This is a genomic window from Psychrobacter sp. NC44 (genome assembly GCF_904846655.1).
Taxonomy (GTDB): domain Bacteria; phylum Pseudomonadota; class Gammaproteobacteria; order Pseudomonadales; family Moraxellaceae; genus Psychrobacter.
Window position 1 is genome coordinate 40,320 of record NZ_CAJHBN010000004.1, and the last position, 20,135, is coordinate 60,454.

Genomic DNA, 20,135 nt, shown 5'->3' on the forward strand with positions numbered 1-20,135 from the left:
ATAGTCACATATAAATCGAACACAAAAACAGGGTTTCAGACGAGCCAAAGACAGCCGTCAAAAGGGAGCTAGTTTGACACAATTTGGCTGATATGTGCCAGTCATTAGCAAAAACTGGGCGTATTTTTTAATAAAAAACTGGCTTTTGTTACTATTTTTTATGAGGGGCTTGCTATTACTTGCGTCAATACCTATATATTGTATGCTAAGGACAATTGTCATTAACCATTCATTTCATTGTTGTTTGTTGACCCTTTACTGATGACAACGTTGCCAACTATCATAAATCTATCGTGTTAAATAAAGCCTTATGATAGCCAGCAATAGCCGTTTCAGGTCCAAACCTCACGCTGACTAATTTTGAGTATCTTCATGACCATTAATTATCAATACAAAAACGTCCAATCTCCCACCAAGATCACCATGACTGATGAACAATCTGCAGGTCACGCCGATCATTGGCGTATTCTGACCGATGACATGAGTCATGACGTGCCAGAATGGCTACAAAAAATGATCGAAAAGGCGGCCATGCCTAAAGGTCTCAATAGCAATGTCAGCGCTCAAGACAGCTGCCTATTGCTGTCTGAAAACCAGCCTTGTCATATCAATCAAGTATTGGCCATGAAAAATGGCAAGCCTAAATGCTTTATCAATGCTTATCCTTGTGTCGATAGCCCGTATGGACTCAATTGTAAGATTGAGCGCATCATTGCCAATGACAATTCACACGATGCTGTATTACGCTTGCGTACCGCTGATGGCAGTATTATTTACGCCTTTGACCAGCTCTACACCACCAATCGCCATTTATATCAGCAAGACACGTCTTACTTTGTGAACTTTAGCGCTTGGGCACATGAGATTAAGCTAAGTGAGCAAAACGAAGTCATCATGGTTGAAGATCAAGAAGCGATCCGCTACCATCGTGCATTTAACGACATCGTTGCCGCCAATGATGGAAAAATACCCGATGATCTGCAAGAGCAAATCAAAGAATGGAAACCAGAGACCAAAGCACAAATGGCACCAGTTGAGATCAACTTAGGTCACATGTGTGCCTATCTATTCGGTGATACTTTGGGACAAGAAGATGAAGCATGGTGCCAAGGTCAGGTGCTCGGCAAGCAAGAAACAACATTTAATGATAAATCCATTATTCTGTTTGATGTCGTGATACTACGCGAACAAGATGCCGATCCTTTCGTGATTCGTATCGGTGCGCTCAACACGCCAGAGACGGCTTCTATTAAAGTGCATGACTACGTACAAGCGAACGTCTGGCTACAAGCTGCCATCTATAAAGAAAACCAGCAAAGTGCGGCGCAGCAATCAAAAGCCAGTTAACTACTTTACGAGTCATCAGCTACTTTTAATAATGACCATTAAATGTATCATCAAATAAAAAGCCCCTAATAAGCATTAGGGGCTTTTTGTCTTCTTACAATCGTCGGGATAAAACCCTGAAAATATGAAATTAAGCCATGGTCGTCATTGATTTGATACGAGTATATAGCTCTTTTTGTTCAGCACTTGGGCGTGCCATTTGTACTGCCATCAGTTGTGACATATCGCCTTCAACGCGAATTTTACCACCCATAAAGGCACCCATAATTTCATTGGTATCGAAATCAGTGATAATTGATTGCAAGATACTGCGGTCAAGCAACAAGGTAGTTGTCGCGGCATCGTTCAAGCCGCGATGCAATAAACCGTTTGCAAAGTTCGCTTCGATGTCTTGCTCAGTGTCAGATACTTTTAGATTGACGATCATATTCGCCAGTGCTGGCGGCAAATTTAGCTCGCCTGCCTCATTACCCATTTGCTCAACTTGCTCAAACCACTCATCTGTCAAAAAAACTGCCATATTATTGTCCTTAATTGATGTTATTTCAGGCTACCGTTGTTTGGCTCACTCGCCTGACTGGATATCAAGTGATAAAATAGTTGCTCATAATAGCAGTATGAAAACTGCTATCATCACTTATATTTAGCCTCATTATAAGGGTCGACTTGCTGATAAGTAAAACTTATTTAGAGTGCTCATGCGGCCATTGTTACAAAAATGCTGCTGGTCATGATATCTAAGCGCAGTAATTACTGTCCATCTATCACCAAAATGTATTTCTAGAATCGTGATAAAATTGGGTATAAAATAGACAAATTGCATAGCTATAATAAGTTGCTTGCTAAGATTTTTACCAAAGAGTTTGTATTTTGCCGCATAGTTCTGATGATATTTGATTAGGATTGCGTTACAATACCCTTAAACAGAGTCGGGAGTTTTAACTAAACATTACGCAAACATGTTTTTTTGTCAGCCGCCGCTAGCATACGTCTATGGTCAGTACATTTTTATGGCCCTATGGATATTGGTATCTATCTTCATTAGTACAGAATTTTTGGTAATAATTAAGATAAATACTTCACCTCTTTAGATGTTTGATGCTCAAAAACGGCGCATCTTCTTATTCACCTTAATGATTTATTAACAATCCTACTATCGACCAGCTGTGAGTGTCGTGCGTTTAAAACGCCTTTATGCCTCAATACCAGCTGATACAAAGTGAAAGCTTAGATTGATAGTTAATAATATTATGGTGATAAGCGAGACAAAAAACAGCATGTGCCGCGATTCTATTTTTATCTGACTATTACTTTTATGATGCAGATAGCGCGGAGAGTTAGTTAATTCTGTTGATAATTCGGGCTGTAAAGGAATCATCCAATGAGTTTACAAAACACAGCAGTCGCCCCAGTTGACCGTGAGTACGAAATTACTATCGTAAGATTCTTTACGATAATGGCCGTGGTATGGGGCATCGTCGGCATGAGTATTGGTGTGTTCATTGCTTCACAGTTAGCATGGCCATCACTTAACTTTGACATTCCATGGCTGACATTTAGTCGTTTAAGACCGCTACATACCAATGCGGTCATTTTTGCGTTCGGTGGCTCTGCCCTGTTCGCAACGTCTTACTATATTGTTCAGCGTACCTGTAAAACAAGGTTATTTGCTCCTTATTTAGCTTGGTTTACCTTTTGGGGTTGGCAAGCCGTTATCGTATCAGCGGTTATTACCCTACCTTTAGGTTTAACATCGACAAAGGAATACGCTGAGCTTGAGTGGCCAATCGATATTTTGATTGCCTTGGTATGGATCTCTTATGCCATTGTTTTCTTCGGTACGCTCATCAAACGTAAAACCTCACATATTTATGTGGCTAACTGGTTCTTTGCAGCCTTTATTATTACGATTGCATTACTGCATATCGTAAACAGCATGGCGATTCCTGTTAGCGCATTTAAGTCTTACTCGTTATTTGGCGGTGCGACCGATGCGATGGTGCAGTGGTGGTACGGACATAACGCGGTAGGTTTTTATCTAACGGCAGCTTTCTTAGGAATGATGTATTACTTCGTTCCAGTACAGATTGGTCGTCCTATTTATTCTTACCGTTTGTCTATCGTTCACTTTTGGGCATTGATTGCGTCATATATGTGGGCTGGTGGTCACCATTTGCATTATTCAGCGCTTCCAGATTGGACGCAGTCTCTAGCAATGGTATTCTCAATCATTCTATTTGCGCCATCTTGGGGTGGTATGATTAACGGCGTGCTAACACTATCGGGCAGCTGGGATAAGTTACGTACCGATCCGATCATTCGCTTTATGATTGTGGCATTGTCGTTCTATGCGATGTCGACCTTTGAAGGTCCAATGATGTCGATTAAGACAGTGAATGCGTTATCGCATAACACGGATTGGACAGTCGGTCACGTACACTCAGGTGCACTTGGTTGGGTAGGTATGATTACCATTGGTTCGCTATATGTACTGTTACCACGTATTTATAACAAACCTAAGATGTATTCTATCAGCTTAATCACCACGCATTTTTGGTTGGCGACAGCGGGTACTATTTTCTATATCGTATCTATGTGGATTTCAGGTATTGGCCAAGGCATGATGTGGCTAGCTACTAATCCAGACGGTACATTGGTATATAGCTTCGTTGATACAGTTGAGTTCTCACATTTCCCATATATTGGTCGTGCTTTTGGTGGCTTCTTGTATGTATCGGGTATGTTTGTGATGGCATATAACGTTTATAAAACACTTAAAATGCCAGAAGGTAAGCCTGTCGATATCGCAGATCCTACTGATCATGAACCTAGTGTTGATAAACCCTCAGCAGCTAACGTATAAGGAGCGATCATGTCTGGTACACCGCATGAAATTATTGAAAAAAATACAGGCTTGTTGGTTATCGGTATCGTTATTGCTATTAGCTTTGCAACGCTAGTTGAAATCGTACCATTGATATATGACAACAAGGGTCCTGAAGAAGGTGGGGTGAATGCTCCCCTGCCCTCTATGGAGCCATGGACTGCACTAGAATTTGAGGGTCGTGACATCTATATTCGTGAAGGTTGTCACGTTTGTCATACTCAGATGATTCGTCCACTACGTGCTGAAGTTGAACGTTATGGGCCCTACTCACGTGCTGCTGAATCTACGTGGGATCACCCGTTCTTATGGGGTTCAAAACGTACTGGACCTGATCTGGCACGTGTTGGCGGTCGTTATTCTGAAGACTGGCAAAAGCAGCATTTAATTGCGCCACGTTCACTAGTACCTGAATCAGTAATGCCTGGTTTCCCGTGGCTTGCTACCAACGAAGTGAATGGTGAAAACGTTCAAACTAAAATGCGTCTATTCCGTGATCGCTTTGGTGTACCTTACACTGAAGAAGATATCGAAGGAGCACCAGATGCTGTACTTGGTGCCACTGAACTTGATGCTTTGGTTGCTTATCTACAGCAACTGGGCACCGCGATGGAAGGACAGCGCTAATGGGTATTGGTGAATTACAAACAATTGCGACCGTTTCTGCCTTTGTTGCCTTCGTAGGTGTTGCATGGTGGGCGTATTCGCCAAAAAACAAAAAACGCTTCGAAGAAGATGCACAACTTGCGCTTGATGACGAGGATATAAAATCTCTGTCTGAAGAGCAGCGCAATAAGGATAAACGATGACATTTTTTTGGAGTTCTTGGATTACCATACTAAGTATCATGTGTTGGGCTGCTATCCTCGGTGTCTTACTAATGGTATTGAAGTACAAGCCAGAACTAGAAGATGACGGTACGACAGGCCACGCTTATGATGGTATCAAAGAGTACGACAAGCCATTACCTAAATGGTGGCTCGTAATATTTTTTGGCTCTATCGCTTGGGGTGTTGCCTATTGGGTATTTTTCCCAGGTATTTTCCCATCAAAATGGGAAGGTATTGCCACTGTAGAAGTCGATGGCGAAACGGTACCGTGGACCTCTAAGAACGAGCTATATAGCGAACTTGAGAGTAATAACAAAGTATTTACGGATAACTTTGAGAAAAATATTTTAGCAAAAGCGGATGCTAGTGGTGCGACACAGACCTTAGCGGCACTTGCTGAGTTACAGGCAACGATGCGCCGCAGTGAAACACCACCAGCAGATCTGCAAGATCAAATTGACAAGAAAACTGCAGAACTATCCCCTTATGTAGAAAAGCTTTCAGAAAACCGGAATGCTTTAAAAGTTGGTAGTCGTTTGTTCTTACAGAACTGTGCGGTCTGTCATGGCTCTAACGCCAAAGGTGCGATAGGCTATCCAAATCTAACTGACAATGACTGGTTATATGGCGGAGAAGCGTCAAACATTTTGACCACGCTACATAAAGGTCGAGTTGGTGGTATGGCTGCATGGCGTGATCAAATCGGTGAAGATGGGGTACGTGCGGTATCTGAATACGTGCTATCAATATCTGGCAACCAACCTGGTTACGAGCTTGATAAAGCTCAAGTCGCTCAAGGTGAGGAAATCTTTAATGAGCCGACTAACTGTGTACTTTGTCATGGTGCAGATGCCAAAGGTATGACTTCTACTGGCGCGCCAAACTTGACAGATAACATTTGGTTATATGGTGGTGATCGTGAGACCATCCGCGAAACCTTACGTTATGGTCGTGCTGGTGTGATGCCTGAGTGGGAAACCAAACTGGGTAATGAGCGTATTATGCTACTTGCAGCTTATGTTTACTCATTATCAGATAAAACCCCTCAACCTGCTGCTAAAGCACCAACCGCTACTCAAATAGCAACCACTATAGAAACGACGGCTAACTAATATTTAAAGATGGTTGTCATAGCATCAGTGGATAAGATTTGATAAAAGGAGAACTGTTATTGCAGTTCTCCTTTTTTTATAAATTCTTTGATGAGAATTTATCGACTGCTACCGCATTGTCAAAATTTGAGTAGCAAATGAAATGGAGTTTAATACTGCATAGAGCATGACCAATATATCGATCATTATGCTGATATATTGATTGGTTTTTAAGATTATTACCCCATTTATAATAGGGAGAATGCTAAAATGATAATACATAAAAACCACTTATTAGTGGCGAATTTAGAAGATAGTCATCCATTCTCATTAAGCTATTTGCAATCGATCATTTGGTAGATGGGTTAAAATATTTTTCTGTTCAATATTTTATCCGCTACTTACTGACATTGATAACATCACACACTCATACATCTGATGATTAAAGATGTTTGTTCATCATGCCAGCAAACTGATTCTTTTTTAAAAGAGGCACGTTTATGTCAGCACCACAACCCAATAAAATCCCTGTACAGCAAATTGACCTTGATGCGACCAAGCATCGAGTTCACCCTAGGTTTGTCACCGGTTTTTATCAAAACATTCGTGTCGTCACGATGTATGCACTTTTAGCCGCTTTTCTGCTTTTGCCGTGGTTACGTTATAATGGTAGGCAAGCAATATGGCTTGATGTTCCCTCGCAGCATTACTATATTTTTGGCATGACTTTTCTGACCCAAGATTTTTACTTCATTGCCGCCTTTGCGATTATTGCCGCATTCACTTTATTCATGGTGACTGTATATGCGGGGCGTGTTTGGTGTGGCTATGCCTGCCCTCAGACGATCTGGACACATCTTTATCAATATGTTGAAAAATGGGTGATTGGCGATCGCAACAAGCGTATCAAGTTTGACAAAGAACCGATGAGCGCCAAAAAAGCTTTTAAACGTTCTTTGATATATTTTATTTGGTTAGTATTTTCAGTGATTACCGCGGCAACTTTTGTCAGTTATGTCGCTGGAACAGATTATTTATATCAGAGCTGGCAAACCATTGGTTTTATTCCTATTCCTGATTGGCCAACATGGGTATGGGTATCAATGTTTATCTTTACCTTTGCCACTTATGCCAATGCGGGCTACATGCGTGAGCAGATGTGCGTACAGATCTGTCCTTATGGTCGTTTTCAGAGCGTTATGTTTGATAAAGATACGTTAGTTGTGTCTTATGATTATGAACGTGGCGAACCTCGCGGGGCACGTAAAAAAGGCACCCATCCTGAACATTTAGGGGATTGTATCGAATGTACCATGTGCGTACAGGTTTGTCCGACTGGGATTGATATTCGAGATGGCTTGCAAGTTGGTTGCATCCAATGTGCTGCTTGTATTGACGCTTGTAATGAAATTATGGATAAAGTCGGGTATCCACGTGGACTCATTCGTTATACGACAGAACGACAGTTGTCAGAAAAAGAAAATACCCGCGTCATCAGTCCACGTCTATTTGCTTATTTAGCCGTTATTACTATTTTATGTGGTGGCGTTATTTATGCATTGACGGACCGTGTACCGTTAGAGATTGATATTCGCCGTGACCGTAATCAGTTGTCTTCAGTGAATAATCAAGGCATGATTGAAAACAGCTATATCGTCAAGCTGACTAATAAAACACAAGAGCCGCATACCTATACAATAACCCTTGCTCCACAAGAAGGTTTGAGCTTGGCGCTGCGATTCAACGATGTACCATTAGAAGCAGGTGAAAGCTTTGATATGCCTGTGAGTATTTATGGCGATCCTAAGGTCATCGATTTTGAACAAACATCAGTGACCCTAAATGTGACCAGTGAAGATGGTCAGTATAAAGTCAGTAAACAAAACGTATTTACTACTCAAGGGCAGTAGGTTTTTATGAGCGATTGATAGCTTAGCTAGGGCGCGTCCTCATTTTAAAAGTGGTAATAGAAATGCAATAAATGGCAGCCAAACTGGGAAAATAGTATAGATAATATCGTACTATTAACCAACTGTTTGATATAGTTTGGCAAAATTTAACCATTTTTAATCCGTTTAGGTGCTTTCATTCAGATTGAAGACACGCCCTAGTATATAATTCTATATTTCACCTGTGAGTCAGTGGCTAGCAGGTGGACGATTTATCATTAAACTGGCAGCTGTTTCGCTGTCAGCTTATCCATTGATACAGTTTATAGATATCTGATAAACAGATATCTGATTAATAGGTATTTTATGTCTACTCCAGCATCAAATTTTAAGCATCAAGATACTCAGCCATGGTATAAGAATTACATGGTGGTTATTTTTGTTATTGGCATGCCAGCATTTGTCGTAGTGGCCTGTATCTTTTTTGTTTATTACTCTTATCAAATTCGGGATAGCGTGGTACGTGACGACTGGTATATGGATGGTAAGACGCTTTATCATGATGTATCACGTGACAAATTGACTTATGACTTAGATTTGCACGGCGAAATGCAGTTTGCAGATAATGGTGATGTTGTATTCTATCTAAATTATCCTGAACAGAGTCTGCAATCAGGTAAACTGCTGAATGGCAATCCTCTGGCTTATCCTGAAAAACTAGATCTGTCTATCTCGCATGCAACCGACATCAAAAAAGATCACGATGTCGTACTTCAACATGTCGAGGGCAATAAATACAGTGCGCAGGTAGATATAGATCCTTTAAAAGCAAAATATTATCTACAAGTAAGTAGTGATGGTAAAGATGACTGGCGTATGCAAGATGTAGCGAAATTACCACGTTCAAAAGTTAGCTTTGACCCATTACCTGTTTTTGCAGAAAGTTGATTTTACCAATCTTGCTATTATAAGCATGGTTAATATTCAATTTATTAACACATAAAAAACCAGCCATTTATCAATAATGAGCTGGTTTTTTACACTAACGGTTTATGCTATTTTTTATAAATGTCACTTAATATTATCGAATAAGCGAATCGTTAAATAACAGGATTTATTGTTGGAATTTTCTGATTCGTATGCTTATTTTCTGCTGAATTATCCGACTCTGTCGAAAGCAGCTTACGATCAAACTTCGGATTGAACGCTTGGGTTGTTGGCGATACAGGTAAGCCAATTTCAGCCAAGCTCTCGGTCTGCCCAGCTTGAATGTTATCTCCTTCAAACAAACGCTCATTTTCATCACGATCAAGACTTAACTGCTCAAAATCAAACAATTCACGGTCTGCTAGTTGCGACGGTGCGACGTTTTGCATGGCTTTAAAAATAGAGGCCAAACGCTGCGGATGAGCATTATCCCATTCCCGCAACATATCGTTGATAATGGCTCTTTGTAAGTTGGTTTGGCTGCCACATAAGTTGCACGGAATAATTGGAAATTCTTTTAAGCGAGCATATTCGATGATGTCTTTTTCTTCGACATAAGCCAATGGGCGAATAAGTAGATTTTGCTTGTCATCACTGAGCAATTTCGGTGGCATCGATTTAAGAGTACCGCCATGAAATAAATTCAAAAAGAAAGTCGCCAACATATCATCGCGATGATGACCCAGCGCAATTTTGGTTGCGCCAATCTGCTTAGCAAAACCGTATAACGAGCCGCGGCGGAGACGTGAACACGCCGAGCAATAAGTTTTGCCTTCTGGCACCACGCTCTTAACGATACTATAAGTGTCTTTTTCTAAGATATAGTGAGCAATGCCCTGCTCGTTTAGATACGCTGGCAAAATATCCTCAGGGTAACCGGGTTGCTTTTGATCGAGATTGACCGCGACGATATCAAAGTTAATCGGGGCGATACGCTTGAGTAATAGTAAAATATCCAGCAAGGTATAGCTGTCTTTACCACCTGAAACACAGACCATCACCACATCGCCGTCTTCGATCATATTAAAATCACGAATCGCCCAAGAGACTTGTCTACGCAGCTTCTTTTGTAGTTTACGGAACTCTGCTGATTCAGTAGACGTTGACGGTGCAGCGGCGATACTGTCTTCATTTGTATGATCGTCAGCAACATCCTCATATTCCATGCTATCACCATCAGTGTCCCAAGCATGATTATCTAAACCTGTATCAGCTGACATATCATCGATTTCAGGCGTAATTTGTGGCGTAAACAAGGTTGCTGCGGTCATAAGTTACTCAATATCTTTACAAGGAAATTTTGCTAAAAAATGGAAGCATAAAGCCTTTAGCAAGGAAGTAATAGCACAGTGGCTCTAAAAGCAGCGATTATAACAAAATTTGCTAACAGATTGAAAAGATGAGATTAAACTATCAGATTAAATATTCAGTCTTTTTTATGGCTTAGCTTAGGGCATGCTTAACATTCGACCATAGCACTGCTGATAGCTCCACACTTTTATAAACAAACTTCTCATTTGAGCTGATTAAGGTTTCATATCGTATTTATAATGGCTCCGTGGTTCTGTAATGCGCGTATTTTTGCTAAAATAGGTGTTTTTCGCAAACCCATTTCGCAAACCAATAATAGATACCACTATGACTAATGTTACTTCGCAAAGTACCTCCAATAATCAAGCCTTCGATACTGACTTAAATGCTCTGCATAAAAGCCAAAATGCCGTTGTGCTACTGTCAGGCGGGCTTGATTCGGTGACTTGTTTGTATTGGGCCAAGGCACGTTATGCGTCGGTGACTGCGGTCAGTTTTAATTATGGTCAACGCCACAATAGTGAGCTGGTCGCGGCAAAAGCCATCGCTGAGACTGCCGAGGTCAATCATAGAATCATTGATATTGATATCGCTCAGCTTGGTGGCTCTTCGCTGACAGATCACAGTATGATTGTTCCTGATGGCGATACGGATAAATTCCCTAATAAAAAGCGTGATGAGATCGATAACGACGCTATTCCTAACACCTACGTGCCTGCACGTAATACGATATTTTTGTCTTATGCGCTAGCCGTTGCTGAAGTAACCGATGCCAATCATATTGTCATTGGCGTCAGCTCAGTCGATTACTCAGGCTACCCTGACTGTCGTCCAGAGTATATTGCCGCCTTCGAGCATATGGCTAACCTTGCCACCAAAGCGGGCGTTACCGGTCATCACTTATCCATTCAAACGCCATTACAGCAACTGTCAAAAGCAAAAACCATTGAGCTTGGATTGTCATTGGGCGTCGATTATGGGCAAACCATATCTTGCTACCAAGCCGATGCACAAGGTCTTGCTTGCGGTGTATGTGATAGCTGTGCCTTACGCCGTCAAGGATTTGCTCAGGCTGGCATCACTGACCCAACCCATTATCAATCTTAATGAATTATAGAATTGCACTTGCATGAAAGCGTGATAGCAATCAACATTAGCGAAACATTCGCTTGCATTAACACAGCACGCCGCCGTTGTGTTTTAACTCACATACTTGTTATGGTATGAGCGATTGCATTTATCACAAGATATAAGTAACCACATTAGTCAACGAACTATGAGTACTTTTGCTTTACTTTGAGTACAAGATTTAGAAAATTGATGCTACCCGTAAGAGGATATTTATGAAGTTGTTGCCATTATTACCCCTAGCTTTAGCTGCCATTTTTGTGATGCCACAAGCAAACGCTGCCGATATTAAGCAAAATAACATCAATACCTGCGTTAATGGTGCGGTCAAATATAAAGTCGCTGACAAAAGCGATGCGACCAAACTATGCAATTGCACTATTGGCGTGCGTAGCAACATGACCATCGGTCAGATGTGGGAAATTGAGAGCTATGCCCAAGACAAAAAAGATCCGTCTGGACTGCCTTACGTCAAAAAAATGCAAAAAGATTTGCAGCAATGCACCGTTGGCTTAGATTTAAAACAGCCACAAAAACCAGCGTAATACACATCTCGTTTGATATACAAAAGACTGGCTATTGCCAGTCTTTTGTATATGTATAAGTGATTGTTTTTAATATAAATTTTCAATACTTGGTATAAATTGGTAGCCAGTTTGGTAGCCATTTTTACTGCTAACTTATCTTTTCAGGTTTGCGAGCGTCTTTAATATTTACTTATACCGCTTTGCCGTTACTATCTAATGTCGGCGCGATCAGTCTTATCACTGTAGGTCTGTTTGCTATTGGCTCAACGTCTTTCATTGTTGGCTTGTCTAATAGCGCTAGCAGCTTTGCTTTTGACATGGTAGCAGCAACCATAGCAGATGCTTGTCCGTTAGCCTTAGCGGTCAATCTAGCATCGTCTAATTCTGTCATCAGGTCATCAATACTCATCTTTTGCATGGCTTATCCTTTGAGTTAGCAACTGGTCATCGTTTGCCAATTCATTCATCAGGTCACTAATGGTCTGCACCGCATCGGCATTTACGTCTTTTAACTGTGGTCTGTCATACCCTGTCAGCTTTGCCATAGTAGCAGTGGCTTGTATCATTGCAGACGGTTTGCGGTCATCTATGGCGATTTGCCTTGCCTGTTCTAACTGGTCAAGTAGGTCATCAAGCGTTAATCTGCTCATGGTTCAATACTCCTCATCTAATCGCTTACTGATTGCCAGTGCTGCATCAGGTGATAATCCTGCAATATTGAAAACGACTGGCTGATTGTTATGCGGTGTCACGTCCCTCATGTTGTCCATGCCAAGCAATTTAGCTTGTGCGACTGTAGCAGTAACGATAGCGTTCGGATTGCGGTCATCAATCGCTATCTGTTTGGCTGTCTGCAAGTCTGCAAGTCTGCTATCAGGTCATTTAAATCAGGTATTTTCATTGCTTAGCCTCAACTGGTGCAACCGAGTTTATCGAGTGTTTGCTGCCATATCTTAGCAGTCAGTCTGTCATGCTCATTCACTAGCCTATCAAACGTCTTTGAGTGCATGCCTTTTGGCTTTGAGCCGTTGCCGTATGCAATGCCTGATTGCCACCCTAAACGCTGTCTAATGGTATCAGCACGACTGAATACGCGGTCAATCGGTTGCTGTAACTGACTGCCATAGTTTGCACCAATACAATGACGGCAAACATACAAGCCAGCGCAATATAAGGTCGATGTTCTTTGATAACACTTAGGGCATAGCCACCAGTAACGATGACCGCCATAGTTGCATGATGTTTTTGTTAGCTGAATAGAGTATTGATAGGGTTTGCTGCGATGGTTATAACTGACTTCGATACTTTGAGCATTACCTTGTCTTAGCTGCTCACGATAGCGTGAGATAGGTAACTTTAAGTAGTCGTTTAAGCTGTGAGTAGTGGCAAGTGCTGGCATGTTATCTAAATCATTAAGCAATTTTGTTATATTATAACATTCATCTGCTTTTAACCTTAGCATTACTTAGCAGCTTGGGCGCTTCTAACAATACCCTAAAATAGCCGTTGCTATAACTCCTCATGCCACCAATGGGGAAAATGGGGAAAGTAGGAAAGTAAGTTCTTAAAGCTTTGACCTATATAGCCTATAACGTTTTCCCCTTTCGAAAGCAAAAAGGCAAGTAAGGAAAGTTAGCAGTCTTTAAACCGTTCACTTTCCCCACTTGCCTAATGGGTTAAAATATAGGAAAGCTGGCTAGGGTAGGTATAACAAGCGTTCTAACCGTTGCTTTCCCACTTTCCTAGTTTTCCCCCTACTTAGCCTCTAATAATTCAGGTCTTACCTGTATGGTTCTAGCCCTGCCATTGGTTATGATCTTAATATAACCCTCGCTTTCTAATACCTCAGCTATCAATTCAAAGTTATGCTTTTGCCGTAAGTGCTTAGGGGTAACCTTGCTTTGAGCTGTTGAATAAGCCAGCTCCTTAACCGATTGCCTATTACAGTATTTCACTAGCCAGCTGATTAGCTTTTGAGCGTCATTATCACCAGCTTGGGGCTTGTCAGTGTATCTCATACGCTCGCTTATAGAGTAGTCAGTCAGTAATGAGGCTCTATGTATATCATCAGCTGATATAAAGCGTTTACCATCAAAGTAAGCAAGTATTGAGGCGATACGGCTGGTATTCTCATGTAAGCGTCTAGCATAGCTTGCATACTTCTCTAACTTGCCACCTTTGCATAACTGGCTTTCTTTTTCGGTTTGATAATTGGCTAATGCCTTTCTAGCTTGCCTATCTTTAAAGGGCATATTAAAGCGGATAATATTACCCTCGCTATCTTTATCTACACTATCGGCTATAGGGTCTAGCAGCGTTTGGCATCGTTGCCAGTAAGCCTGCAATCTTGGGTCTTGCTCTGGTTTAGCGTCTAGCCGTTCATCAGTGTTATAAACTATTTGACCGTTCATATTGTCAGGAAAGGCGAACAAAAAGCGCGGTAACAATCCTTGACCATTCATAGCCTCATCATTTAACGCTGGGGCGATAACTGGCGGTTGTCCTTGCAAGTCTAAAGTAAATCTAACCCCATTCATGCTGTTTTGCTCTATGGTGTCATAACGAGGCGATAGCAGCCTATCAAACGATCCATCACTCCATATATCACATAGCTGGCTAATATTACTTTTAGCCGTGTCACTGGTTAAGCTATGACCGCTTAAAAATAGGGCTGCCTCAGCCGTTGACCATGCTATATCGGTGGTATTACCGATCAGCATATTATCTAAAAAGCCTTGAATAGTGCCAGACTTAACCAAAAGTATGGTTTGCTTAGGCTTGGGATTTTCTAGTAACCATAGCTCTAAATCTTTCTTAGGCATGCTGGCTTTTTGTGCTAACCATTCATCTAGCAATAACCTATATTCTTTGCGCTTGTCGTTTTGATAATTGAATAGCTCTTTATGAGTAAAGCCTACCGTTCTACTTTTACCGCTGCCACTGTCGCCCTCAGTGAGTAAAAATAGCGATACTGGCATAAATTTATCACCTAACGCATAAGGGGCGTTTATGTATTGCTGAATGGTGGTAGCTAATGCCCCTAGCATGCATTGCCCTGCCATTGCTGGCTGTACTTGCGCGTGATAGGTAATTGCCGTTAAAGCCTCTCTTAATATTTCGCCCTCTTTGCCCCATGCTTCTACTGGATAGGGTGTGGCTTTGCTGTGTTGATCTGCAATATCGCCTAGCTTTCCCCATGCCTCAGCTAACAAGTCCTTGATAATTGTTTCAGGCTCATTCAAAACATCATCAAGTGTCTGCTCATTATCAAACGATAGCAGTAAGTCAAAAGTAGTAATAATAGCTTTGACGTTTACCCCTAGCAGTGGCTTAATTAATTCATCTTTTCGCTCTATAGTGGTCATAACAATAACTTGCTTAACCTCAGCAAAATGCCTAACCATATTATTAAAATGAAAGGGATTAACACTAACTAATATAGTAACGTTTAGCCCTTGGCTTGTTAGCTGCCTGTATAGCTCTATACCCTCAGTAAGATTCCTTACCGCGTACCAAACACTATCTAAGCTAAGACTGCCAATAACAAAAGCGCATGGCTGGTTTGGGTCTGTTATCTCTATAGGCTTATCACTGTTAGGCGTGTAAATGCCTATATTGGCTGGCTGGTGCATATTATCGCTTAATATCATAGCCACCTTGCCAGCGGTATCTACTACTTCACCTGATATATAAAAATTATCACTAAATTGTCTTACTTTATCACCTTGACCTAGTGCTATAAGACTGGTTAATACATCATCATTTGCTATAATCTTATCTGTAGTTTGCTTTGTACTGCCTAGTAAAGTGTTAAGCCCCTTGTCATCAGCTTGGGGCTTTGCTTTGTCTGCAATAGTCATTTGTTGCCCTCCTTAATGACAAGCATTTTAGGATCAGTTGGCTGGCAAGCTACTAATGATATTAGTAAGCCAATGCCTATAACCCATGCCATAAAGATGATAAACCTAAGTAATAAGCCGCGTTTTTGCGGTTGGCTGGTGCTGGGCTGCCCGTGGTCGGCTGTTAGATTGGTTCTGTTATCTTTGGTCATTTCTTACGTCCTCCACGTTAAAGGCTATTTCTGCTATGCGTGTCGATAGCCCTTTTAGTGAATCCACTTGTCTGCTGCCTGTTGGTAACCGTCCATGTAAAGCTAGTAATTTGTTTTCTACTTCTACTACCTCTATCAAGCTATTAATAGCGGTCACATTGGCGTGCAAGGTAATGATTAGCTGGTCGATAAAGTCATCAGGTATCATCAAAAAGCCCTCATCTTTTAGACCGTCCATGACTTGAGTTATAAAGTCGTTATCACTCATGGTCTGTTGCCTCCGCTTGGTACGGTAATGCGTGTTCACAAAACATCTCGCTAACAATACCTGCCAGCTCGCTATTGGCATAAAGTGCGGCTTTGACTGCCACAAGCACGCCTTGGCTAACATCGTCTTTTGTATTGATAGCATCTAGCGCGGTGGCTAAGTGTTCGGTATTAATATAAATATCTTGTACGCGGTCATTCATAAGACGTAAGTAAAGGCTATCCACAGTTACTAGGCGGCTGGCTGGGGTGTCGATTGATATGCTAGGGTGGTTATTCATTTGGTCACCTCATCGGCTGCATTAGTAACGGGTGTATCAATCCAATAGACGTTCCAGTGCTTGCCGTCTTTATCTACTCGCTTGCGCTGTATGGTTAAGCCTGTATTTTCTAGCTGGTTAATGCGAGTGGGTAGCGTGGCTATTCTATAAAGTTCGATAGCTTGCCAGCGTGTGATTGATTGGCCTGTCAAAAGATGATCTTTAATGATTTGGTTTTGAGTGCGTTTTGGCTTATCCATGACTATATCCCCTCATTAGTAGCGTTTAGATATTCCACAATATCGCTACCTTTAAAGTAGTAAACGCCATTGATAGATAACGGCTTTGTTATCGTGCCAGCTTTGATCCAGCGTCTAATGGTTTCAGGGTGTTTTTGGAATACATCGGCTATCTGCTTAACCTGATATAGCTCTTTTGGGTTCGCCAATAGGTAAGCTAGGTTTAGCTTGCTGGTGGGTGCTGCGTGGGTAGTGTTAGGCATTGCCTTAACTCCTTAACGGTTATGGATTGAAGTCGTTAAGGACATGCTATTGTAGGTAGATGTTGCTAACAAACGAAAGCCCGTAGTCTGTGCATAATCCTTGGATTTTGTACAGACTACGGGCATCATGTGAAGACTAGCGATACATTACTTATCAGCTTCTCTTAAAGCGTCATATATATATCGATATTTATTTTGCTCTGGGTTTGCATTGAGATATATGTGCTCAGCTGCATCACTATATTTCGAAAATCCTTCTTTCTTCATTATTTCTAAATACTTAACTTTTAGACTTTCTTTTTCTTTGTTCTTCTCATTCCAATAACCTAATGACCTCTCTCTATTTTTTGCAGATAAACTAGCATTTACAAACTCGTCTATTTTTTCATTAGGTATGGGGCTATATCGTTCTTGTAACATTCCATAAAAAAAAGATGCATTCATCATACTGCCAAAAGCATCACTATAATTCTCTGTCAAAATATATAATTGAGATAATAATGAGTTCAAAAAAGCACTGAATACGGTATCTGGATAAATTTGTACGTTAGTATTTTCACTCAACATACCTAGGTATTCTAACTCTTTGTTTAGCCCGATGAGATGGTTATAGATCTCTGATCTATCAGTGATTTGGTAATTTTTGATAAAATAATCTGTAATATCTAGTCTTGCCTCATGAAAACCTTTATGTACTGATTTGGAGTATGTAAAATTATAATCGAGGGCTATATAGTTGAAGTATAAAAGTCTTTCTACTTCTGTAGATTTCTCTAAGAGAATGTTTTGATCTTTAGTTATACCTACATAATAGGTGAGCATAGAGTTCATTTCTAACTCATAGACAGTTTTTAATAGTGTATGAAAATAGTTCAATCTTTTTTCTATGCTTAATACTTTACTCTTTCCACCTTCTGCATCTGCCATAGCTATAAGTTCAAAAAACTTACGCTGTACATCAGTTATTTCATCTGCATTTTTTTCCATAACCATGCCTTACCTGTCATTCATACCTTAATAAAAATAGGTGCAAGGCATGCCAGCTTAAGGCATGAAATAGCTGGCGTTCGGGTAATTAGTCCTAGCCTTGCATGGTCATTGTAGCGGTGTTATCCGCTAAATAGGGTTATGCTTTTAAACGTCTATCGCGTCTTACAAGGCTTTGACTATACCCAGTGATCTTTAAAGTGATATTGTCATGCTTTTTAGATAGGCTTTGCCTTTCTTTAACTGCCAACTCATAAGGGAATGAGTTCATTAATGTTTTGCCGTCATCTGTTTTAAAGTCGATAGGCTCACCATCTTGTAAAATAGAATAACAAGGTGAGTATTCAAAGCCGTCATATTCTGCACCATCAGGCGGTAAATTATCCCAAAATGAGCGGTCATCTAATTGCTGGCGTGTTGGCTTGGTGTCTAGTGTCATCATTGTTACTTCTCCATTGGTGGGTTTTGTTGGTTAGGTTTTAGCCGTGTTTCTGTTTGGCTGTTTTCTTAAAATCTGCATGAATAACATTATCAAACTTGCCAGCCTTGATAGCGTCTAAGTAGTTCGCCCATGCTGTCATCATTTCGGCTCGCTGCTCTAGTCCAGTCATTCGATTGTATGCAGTGCCATAGGCGTTAAGCATGCGGTGACCTAGTGCCAGTTCAGTTATCAGTTCGTCATAGCCTAAACGCTCCATTAGCATTGTTTTTGCGCTACTTCTAAAACCGTGTGGGCTGTGAATATCTTTATAGCCTTGTCCGTTATTCATTAGATCACTGTTTAATACTTTGTTTATTTCTTGCGTATGGTGATAAGGCTCAGTTCTACGCCTTGGATTATGGAATACATACTTGCTATCACCTGTCAGGCTTTGCATATGCTCCAATATAGCTATGGCTTGCGGTGCTAGTGGTATTACCATACTTTCTACCATATCTGCCCTAGTGCCTGATTTTTGCGGCTTAAGTTCCCATTGTTTTTTAAACCAATGAATATCTGCCCACTGCATGGCGCAAGCATCACCTACGCGAGTAAAGGTAAGGGCTAGTAGCTGCAATATGTGCTTATTGTATAGCTGGCTTGCATCATCTAGCTGCTCAATATCTCTTAGCAGTTCGGCAAATTCTTTAGGGTCTGTTAATGATGGATAGTGAATAGCTTTGTGAGTCTTTAACGTGCCTTGCAAGTCGCTGGCTGGATTGTACTCAATCACTCTATGCTTTTTGGCTAGCTGTAGAATACTTTTTAACAATATTTTGACTTGTAGGCCTTTAACTGGGCTTGTTTTTTGTATGTCAGTTATAAACTTTATGACCATGCTAGGTGCTATCTCTGTAACCCTCATATGCCCTAACTGCTTTTGAATGGGCTTTAACAACACTTGATTGTTATATAGTGTTTTAGGGCTTAGGTTTTTGCTGGCTTGTAGTTCTTGCCACTCGCTAATGAAGTGATCCAGTGTGTTGAGCCTATCGAGTAACTCGTTTTGTTTTTCTACCTCTTTATGTTCTAAAGGGTCTCTACCCTTGGCTAGCAGTGTCATGTTGTTTCTGTACATGTCTTTAGCATCAGCAAGGCTTAACGCTGGGTATTGTCCTAGCGTCATATAAGGGCGTTTGCTTGTTATTGGGTGGCTGTATCTATGTCTAAAATCTACTGCAGCATCTAAGCCGTTTTTATGCGGCCTTATCCGTACTTCTAGACCTTTATAGCCAGCGATTGGATAGCTAACAGTCTTGCCAGCTTGGATTGTGTCCTTGGTGGCTTTTTGGATTTGTGAGTCTAGTTTTATCGCTTTTGTAGTCATATCCCTTTGCCTTTACCTTGGTAGCCATTTTGGTAGCCATTTAAAATGCTTTACATCGTGGCATAATGTTGTACGTTGTTAGATATGTTATAGCTAAAACGGCCGTATATCAAGGTATTTAAAGGGTTTTGCAGTATTTTTTATTGAACGTTGTTTTTTGATGTAGGAAAAAATAGAGTTAAAATATACTGGCTATTGCCAGTCTTTTTTGTTGTCAATGCAGGCGCAAAGTGTAAAACTGATGATGAATCGCTGCTAATCTGCTT

23 protein-coding genes are annotated in these 20,135 nt (G+C 40.9%); 9 read left to right on the forward strand and 14 right to left on the reverse strand.

Going from position 1 to position 20,135, the window contains the following annotated elements:
- Positions 1-372 precede the first annotated feature (372 nt).
- Entirely contained in the window at positions 373-1,347 is a 975-nt protein-coding gene (locus tag JMX95_RS04170; RefSeq protein ID WP_201560064.1) for a hypothetical protein, read from the forward strand.
- 130 nt (positions 1,348-1,477) lie between these two features.
- On the opposite strand, the gene JMX95_RS04175 is transcribed toward JMX95_RS04170, so the two are convergent.
- A complete protein-coding gene (locus tag JMX95_RS04175) occupies positions 1,478-1,867 on the reverse strand; it encodes an SCP-2 sterol transfer family protein (RefSeq protein ID WP_201560065.1) in 390 nt (129 codons plus the stop codon).
- Between the two features lie 861 nt (positions 1,868-2,728).
- Here JMX95_RS04175 and ccoN point away from each other — a divergent pair.
- The 6 genes from ccoN to JMX95_RS04205 all read left to right on the forward strand — a co-directional run bounded on the left by ccoN (position 2,729) and on the right by JMX95_RS04205 (position 8,989).
- Positions 2,729-4,210: a cytochrome-c oxidase, cbb3-type subunit I gene (ccoN, locus tag JMX95_RS04180; protein ID WP_201560066.1), complete on the forward strand. Its 1,482-nt coding sequence runs from the start codon at positions 2,729-2,731 to the stop codon at positions 4,208-4,210.
- Positions 4,211-4,219: 9 nt separating this feature from the next.
- Complete coding sequence (gene ccoO / locus JMX95_RS04185; RefSeq protein WP_045445396.1) at positions 4,220-4,858, forward strand: cytochrome-c oxidase, cbb3-type subunit II; 639 nt, start codon at positions 4,220-4,222, stop codon at positions 4,856-4,858.
- Entirely contained in the window at positions 4,858-5,040 is a 183-nt protein-coding gene (locus JMX95_RS04190; RefSeq protein WP_010199605.1) for a CcoQ/FixQ family Cbb3-type cytochrome c oxidase assembly chaperone, read from the forward strand. Before ccoO ends, JMX95_RS04190 begins: the two co-directional genes overlap by 1 nt.
- Positions 5,037-6,173: a cytochrome-c oxidase, cbb3-type subunit III gene (gene ccoP / locus JMX95_RS04195; RefSeq protein ID WP_201560067.1), complete on the forward strand. Its 1,137-nt coding sequence runs from the start codon at positions 5,037-5,039 to the stop codon at positions 6,171-6,173. Before JMX95_RS04190 ends, ccoP begins: the two co-directional genes overlap by 4 nt.
- A 479-nt stretch (positions 6,174-6,652) precedes the next feature.
- Entirely contained in the window at positions 6,653-8,062 is a 1,410-nt protein-coding gene (ccoG, locus tag JMX95_RS04200; protein WP_201502321.1) for a cytochrome c oxidase accessory protein CcoG, read from the forward strand.
- Positions 8,063-8,407: 345 nt separating this feature from the next.
- The gene (locus JMX95_RS04205) at positions 8,408-8,989 is read left to right on the forward strand and encodes a FixH family protein (RefSeq protein WP_087813718.1); all 582 of its coding nucleotides are present in this window, start codon (positions 8,408-8,410) and stop codon (positions 8,987-8,989) included.
- 152 nt (positions 8,990-9,141) lie between these two features.
- Here JMX95_RS04205 and ttcA read toward each other — a convergent pair whose 3' ends face one another.
- Positions 9,142-10,299, reverse strand: coding sequence for a tRNA 2-thiocytidine(32) synthetase TtcA (ttcA, locus tag JMX95_RS04210; RefSeq protein ID WP_201560068.1), 1,158 nt, complete (start codon positions 10,297-10,299; stop codon positions 9,142-9,144).
- A 430-nt stretch (positions 10,300-10,729) separates the two neighbouring features.
- On the opposite strand from ttcA, the gene queC reads away from it, so the two are divergent.
- Together queC and JMX95_RS04220 are read left to right on the forward strand one after the other, a co-directional pair.
- Complete coding sequence (queC, locus tag JMX95_RS04215; protein WP_167541684.1) at positions 10,730-11,446, forward strand: 7-cyano-7-deazaguanine synthase QueC; 717 nt, start codon at positions 10,730-10,732, stop codon at positions 11,444-11,446.
- Positions 11,447-11,682: 236 nt separating this feature from the next.
- Positions 11,683-12,012, forward strand: a complete 330-nt coding sequence (locus tag JMX95_RS04220; RefSeq protein WP_201560069.1) for a hypothetical protein — start codon at positions 11,683-11,685, stop codon at positions 12,010-12,012.
- A 172-nt stretch (positions 12,013-12,184) separates the two neighbouring features.
- On the opposite strand, the gene JMX95_RS04225 is transcribed toward JMX95_RS04220, so the two are convergent.
- The 12 genes from JMX95_RS04225 to JMX95_RS04280 form a co-directional block, all read right to left on the reverse strand.
- A complete protein-coding gene (locus tag JMX95_RS04225) occupies positions 12,185-12,412 on the reverse strand; it encodes a hypothetical protein (protein WP_201560070.1) in 228 nt (75 codons plus the stop codon).
- Positions 12,393-12,644, reverse strand: coding sequence for a hypothetical protein (locus tag JMX95_RS04230; RefSeq protein WP_201560071.1), 252 nt, complete (start codon positions 12,642-12,644; stop codon positions 12,393-12,395). The genes JMX95_RS04225 and JMX95_RS04230 overlap by 20 nt, the downstream gene beginning before the upstream one ends.
- Before the next feature lie 3 nt (positions 12,645-12,647).
- Positions 12,648-12,851, reverse strand: coding sequence for a hypothetical protein (locus JMX95_RS04235; RefSeq protein WP_201560072.1), 204 nt, complete (start codon positions 12,849-12,851; stop codon positions 12,648-12,650).
- 53 nt (positions 12,852-12,904) lie between these two features.
- A complete protein-coding gene (locus tag JMX95_RS04240) occupies positions 12,905-13,393 on the reverse strand; it encodes a hypothetical protein (protein WP_201560073.1) in 489 nt (162 codons plus the stop codon).
- A 355-nt stretch (positions 13,394-13,748) separates the two neighbouring features.
- On the reverse strand, positions 13,749-15,854 hold the full coding sequence (locus tag JMX95_RS04245; RefSeq protein WP_201560074.1) for a DUF3987 domain-containing protein: 2,106 nt from the start codon (positions 15,852-15,854) through the stop codon (positions 13,749-13,751).
- A 177-nt stretch (positions 15,855-16,031) separates the two neighbouring features.
- Positions 16,032-16,313, reverse strand: a complete 282-nt coding sequence (locus tag JMX95_RS04250; protein ID WP_201560075.1) for a hypothetical protein — start codon at positions 16,311-16,313, stop codon at positions 16,032-16,034.
- Entirely contained in the window at positions 16,306-16,593 is a 288-nt protein-coding gene (locus tag JMX95_RS04255; protein ID WP_201560076.1) for a hypothetical protein, read from the reverse strand. The genes JMX95_RS04250 and JMX95_RS04255 overlap by 8 nt, the downstream gene beginning before the upstream one ends.
- Positions 16,590-16,832 (reverse strand): helix-turn-helix domain-containing protein, encoded by a 243-nt coding sequence (locus JMX95_RS04260; protein ID WP_201560077.1) that lies wholly within the window; start codon positions 16,830-16,832, stop codon positions 16,590-16,592. Before JMX95_RS04260 ends, JMX95_RS04255 begins: the two co-directional genes overlap by 4 nt.
- Positions 16,833-16,834: 2 nt before the next feature.
- Entirely contained in the window at positions 16,835-17,074 is a 240-nt protein-coding gene (locus JMX95_RS04265) for a helix-turn-helix domain-containing protein (protein WP_201560078.1), read from the reverse strand.
- Positions 17,075-17,221: 147 nt separating this feature from the next.
- On the reverse strand, positions 17,222-18,061 hold the full coding sequence (locus tag JMX95_RS04270; protein WP_201560079.1) for a hypothetical protein: 840 nt from the start codon (positions 18,059-18,061) through the stop codon (positions 17,222-17,224).
- A gap of 139 nt (positions 18,062-18,200) precedes the next feature.
- Complete coding sequence (locus tag JMX95_RS04275; RefSeq protein ID WP_201560080.1) at positions 18,201-18,503, reverse strand: hypothetical protein; 303 nt, start codon at positions 18,501-18,503, stop codon at positions 18,201-18,203.
- Positions 18,504-18,540: 37 nt separating this feature from the next.
- Entirely contained in the window at positions 18,541-19,869 is a 1,329-nt protein-coding gene (locus JMX95_RS04280) for a tyrosine-type recombinase/integrase (RefSeq protein WP_201560081.1), read from the reverse strand.
- Positions 19,870-20,135 lie beyond the last annotated feature (266 nt).

Bases quoted from the DNA above. Each gene is read 5' to 3' on its own strand.
- JMX95_RS04270 (WP_201560079.1), bottom strand. From the start codon at position 18,061: ATGGAAAAAAATGCAGATGAAATAACTGATGTACAGCGTAAGTTTTTT.
- JMX95_RS04190 (WP_010199605.1), top strand. From the start codon at position 4,858: ATGGGTATTGGTGAATTACAAACAATTGCGACCGTTTCTGCCTTTGTT.
- JMX95_RS04255 (WP_201560076.1), bottom strand. From the start codon at position 16,593: ATGAATAACCACCCTAGCATATCAATCGACACCCCAGCCAGCCGCCTA.
- ccoP (WP_201560067.1), top strand. From the start codon at position 5,037: ATGACATTTTTTTGGAGTTCTTGGATTACCATACTAAGTATCATGTGT.
- JMX95_RS04220 (WP_201560069.1), top strand. From the start codon at position 11,683: ATGAAGTTGTTGCCATTATTACCCCTAGCTTTAGCTGCCATTTTTGTG.
- ttcA (WP_201560068.1), bottom strand. From the start codon at position 10,299: ATGACCGCAGCAACCTTGTTTACGCCACAAATTACGCCTGAAATCGAT.
- JMX95_RS04245 (WP_201560074.1), bottom strand. From the start codon at position 15,854: ATGACTATTGCAGACAAAGCAAAGCCCCAAGCTGATGACAAGGGGCTT.
- JMX95_RS04280 (WP_201560081.1), bottom strand. From the start codon at position 19,869: ATGACTACAAAAGCGATAAAACTAGACTCACAAATCCAAAAAGCCACC.
- JMX95_RS04275 (WP_201560080.1), bottom strand. From the start codon at position 18,503: ATGATGACACTAGACACCAAGCCAACACGCCAGCAATTAGATGACCGC.
- ccoN (WP_201560066.1), top strand. From the start codon at position 2,729: ATGAGTTTACAAAACACAGCAGTCGCCCCAGTTGACCGTGAGTACGAA.
- JMX95_RS04175 (WP_201560065.1), bottom strand. From the start codon at position 1,867: ATGGCAGTTTTTTTGACAGATGAGTGGTTTGAGCAAGTTGAGCAAATG.
- ccoO (WP_045445396.1), top strand. From the start codon at position 4,220: ATGTCTGGTACACCGCATGAAATTATTGAAAAAAATACAGGCTTGTTG.
- JMX95_RS04265 (WP_201560078.1), bottom strand. From the start codon at position 17,074: ATGCCTAACACTACCCACGCAGCACCCACCAGCAAGCTAAACCTAGCT.
- JMX95_RS04260 (WP_201560077.1), bottom strand. From the start codon at position 16,832: ATGGATAAGCCAAAACGCACTCAAAACCAAATCATTAAAGATCATCTT.
- ccoG (WP_201502321.1), top strand. From the start codon at position 6,653: ATGTCAGCACCACAACCCAATAAAATCCCTGTACAGCAAATTGACCTT.
- JMX95_RS04240 (WP_201560073.1), bottom strand. From the start codon at position 13,393: ATGCCAGCACTTGCCACTACTCACAGCTTAAACGACTACTTAAAGTTA.
- JMX95_RS04205 (WP_087813718.1), top strand. From the start codon at position 8,408: ATGTCTACTCCAGCATCAAATTTTAAGCATCAAGATACTCAGCCATGG.
- JMX95_RS04170 (WP_201560064.1), top strand. From the start codon at position 373: ATGACCATTAATTATCAATACAAAAACGTCCAATCTCCCACCAAGATC.
- JMX95_RS04250 (WP_201560075.1), bottom strand. From the start codon at position 16,313: ATGAGTGATAACGACTTTATAACTCAAGTCATGGACGGTCTAAAAGAT.
- JMX95_RS04225 (WP_201560070.1), bottom strand. From the start codon at position 12,412: ATGCAAAAGATGAGTATTGATGACCTGATGACAGAATTAGACGATGCT.
- JMX95_RS04230 (WP_201560071.1), bottom strand. From the start codon at position 12,644: ATGAGCAGATTAACGCTTGATGACCTACTTGACCAGTTAGAACAGGCA.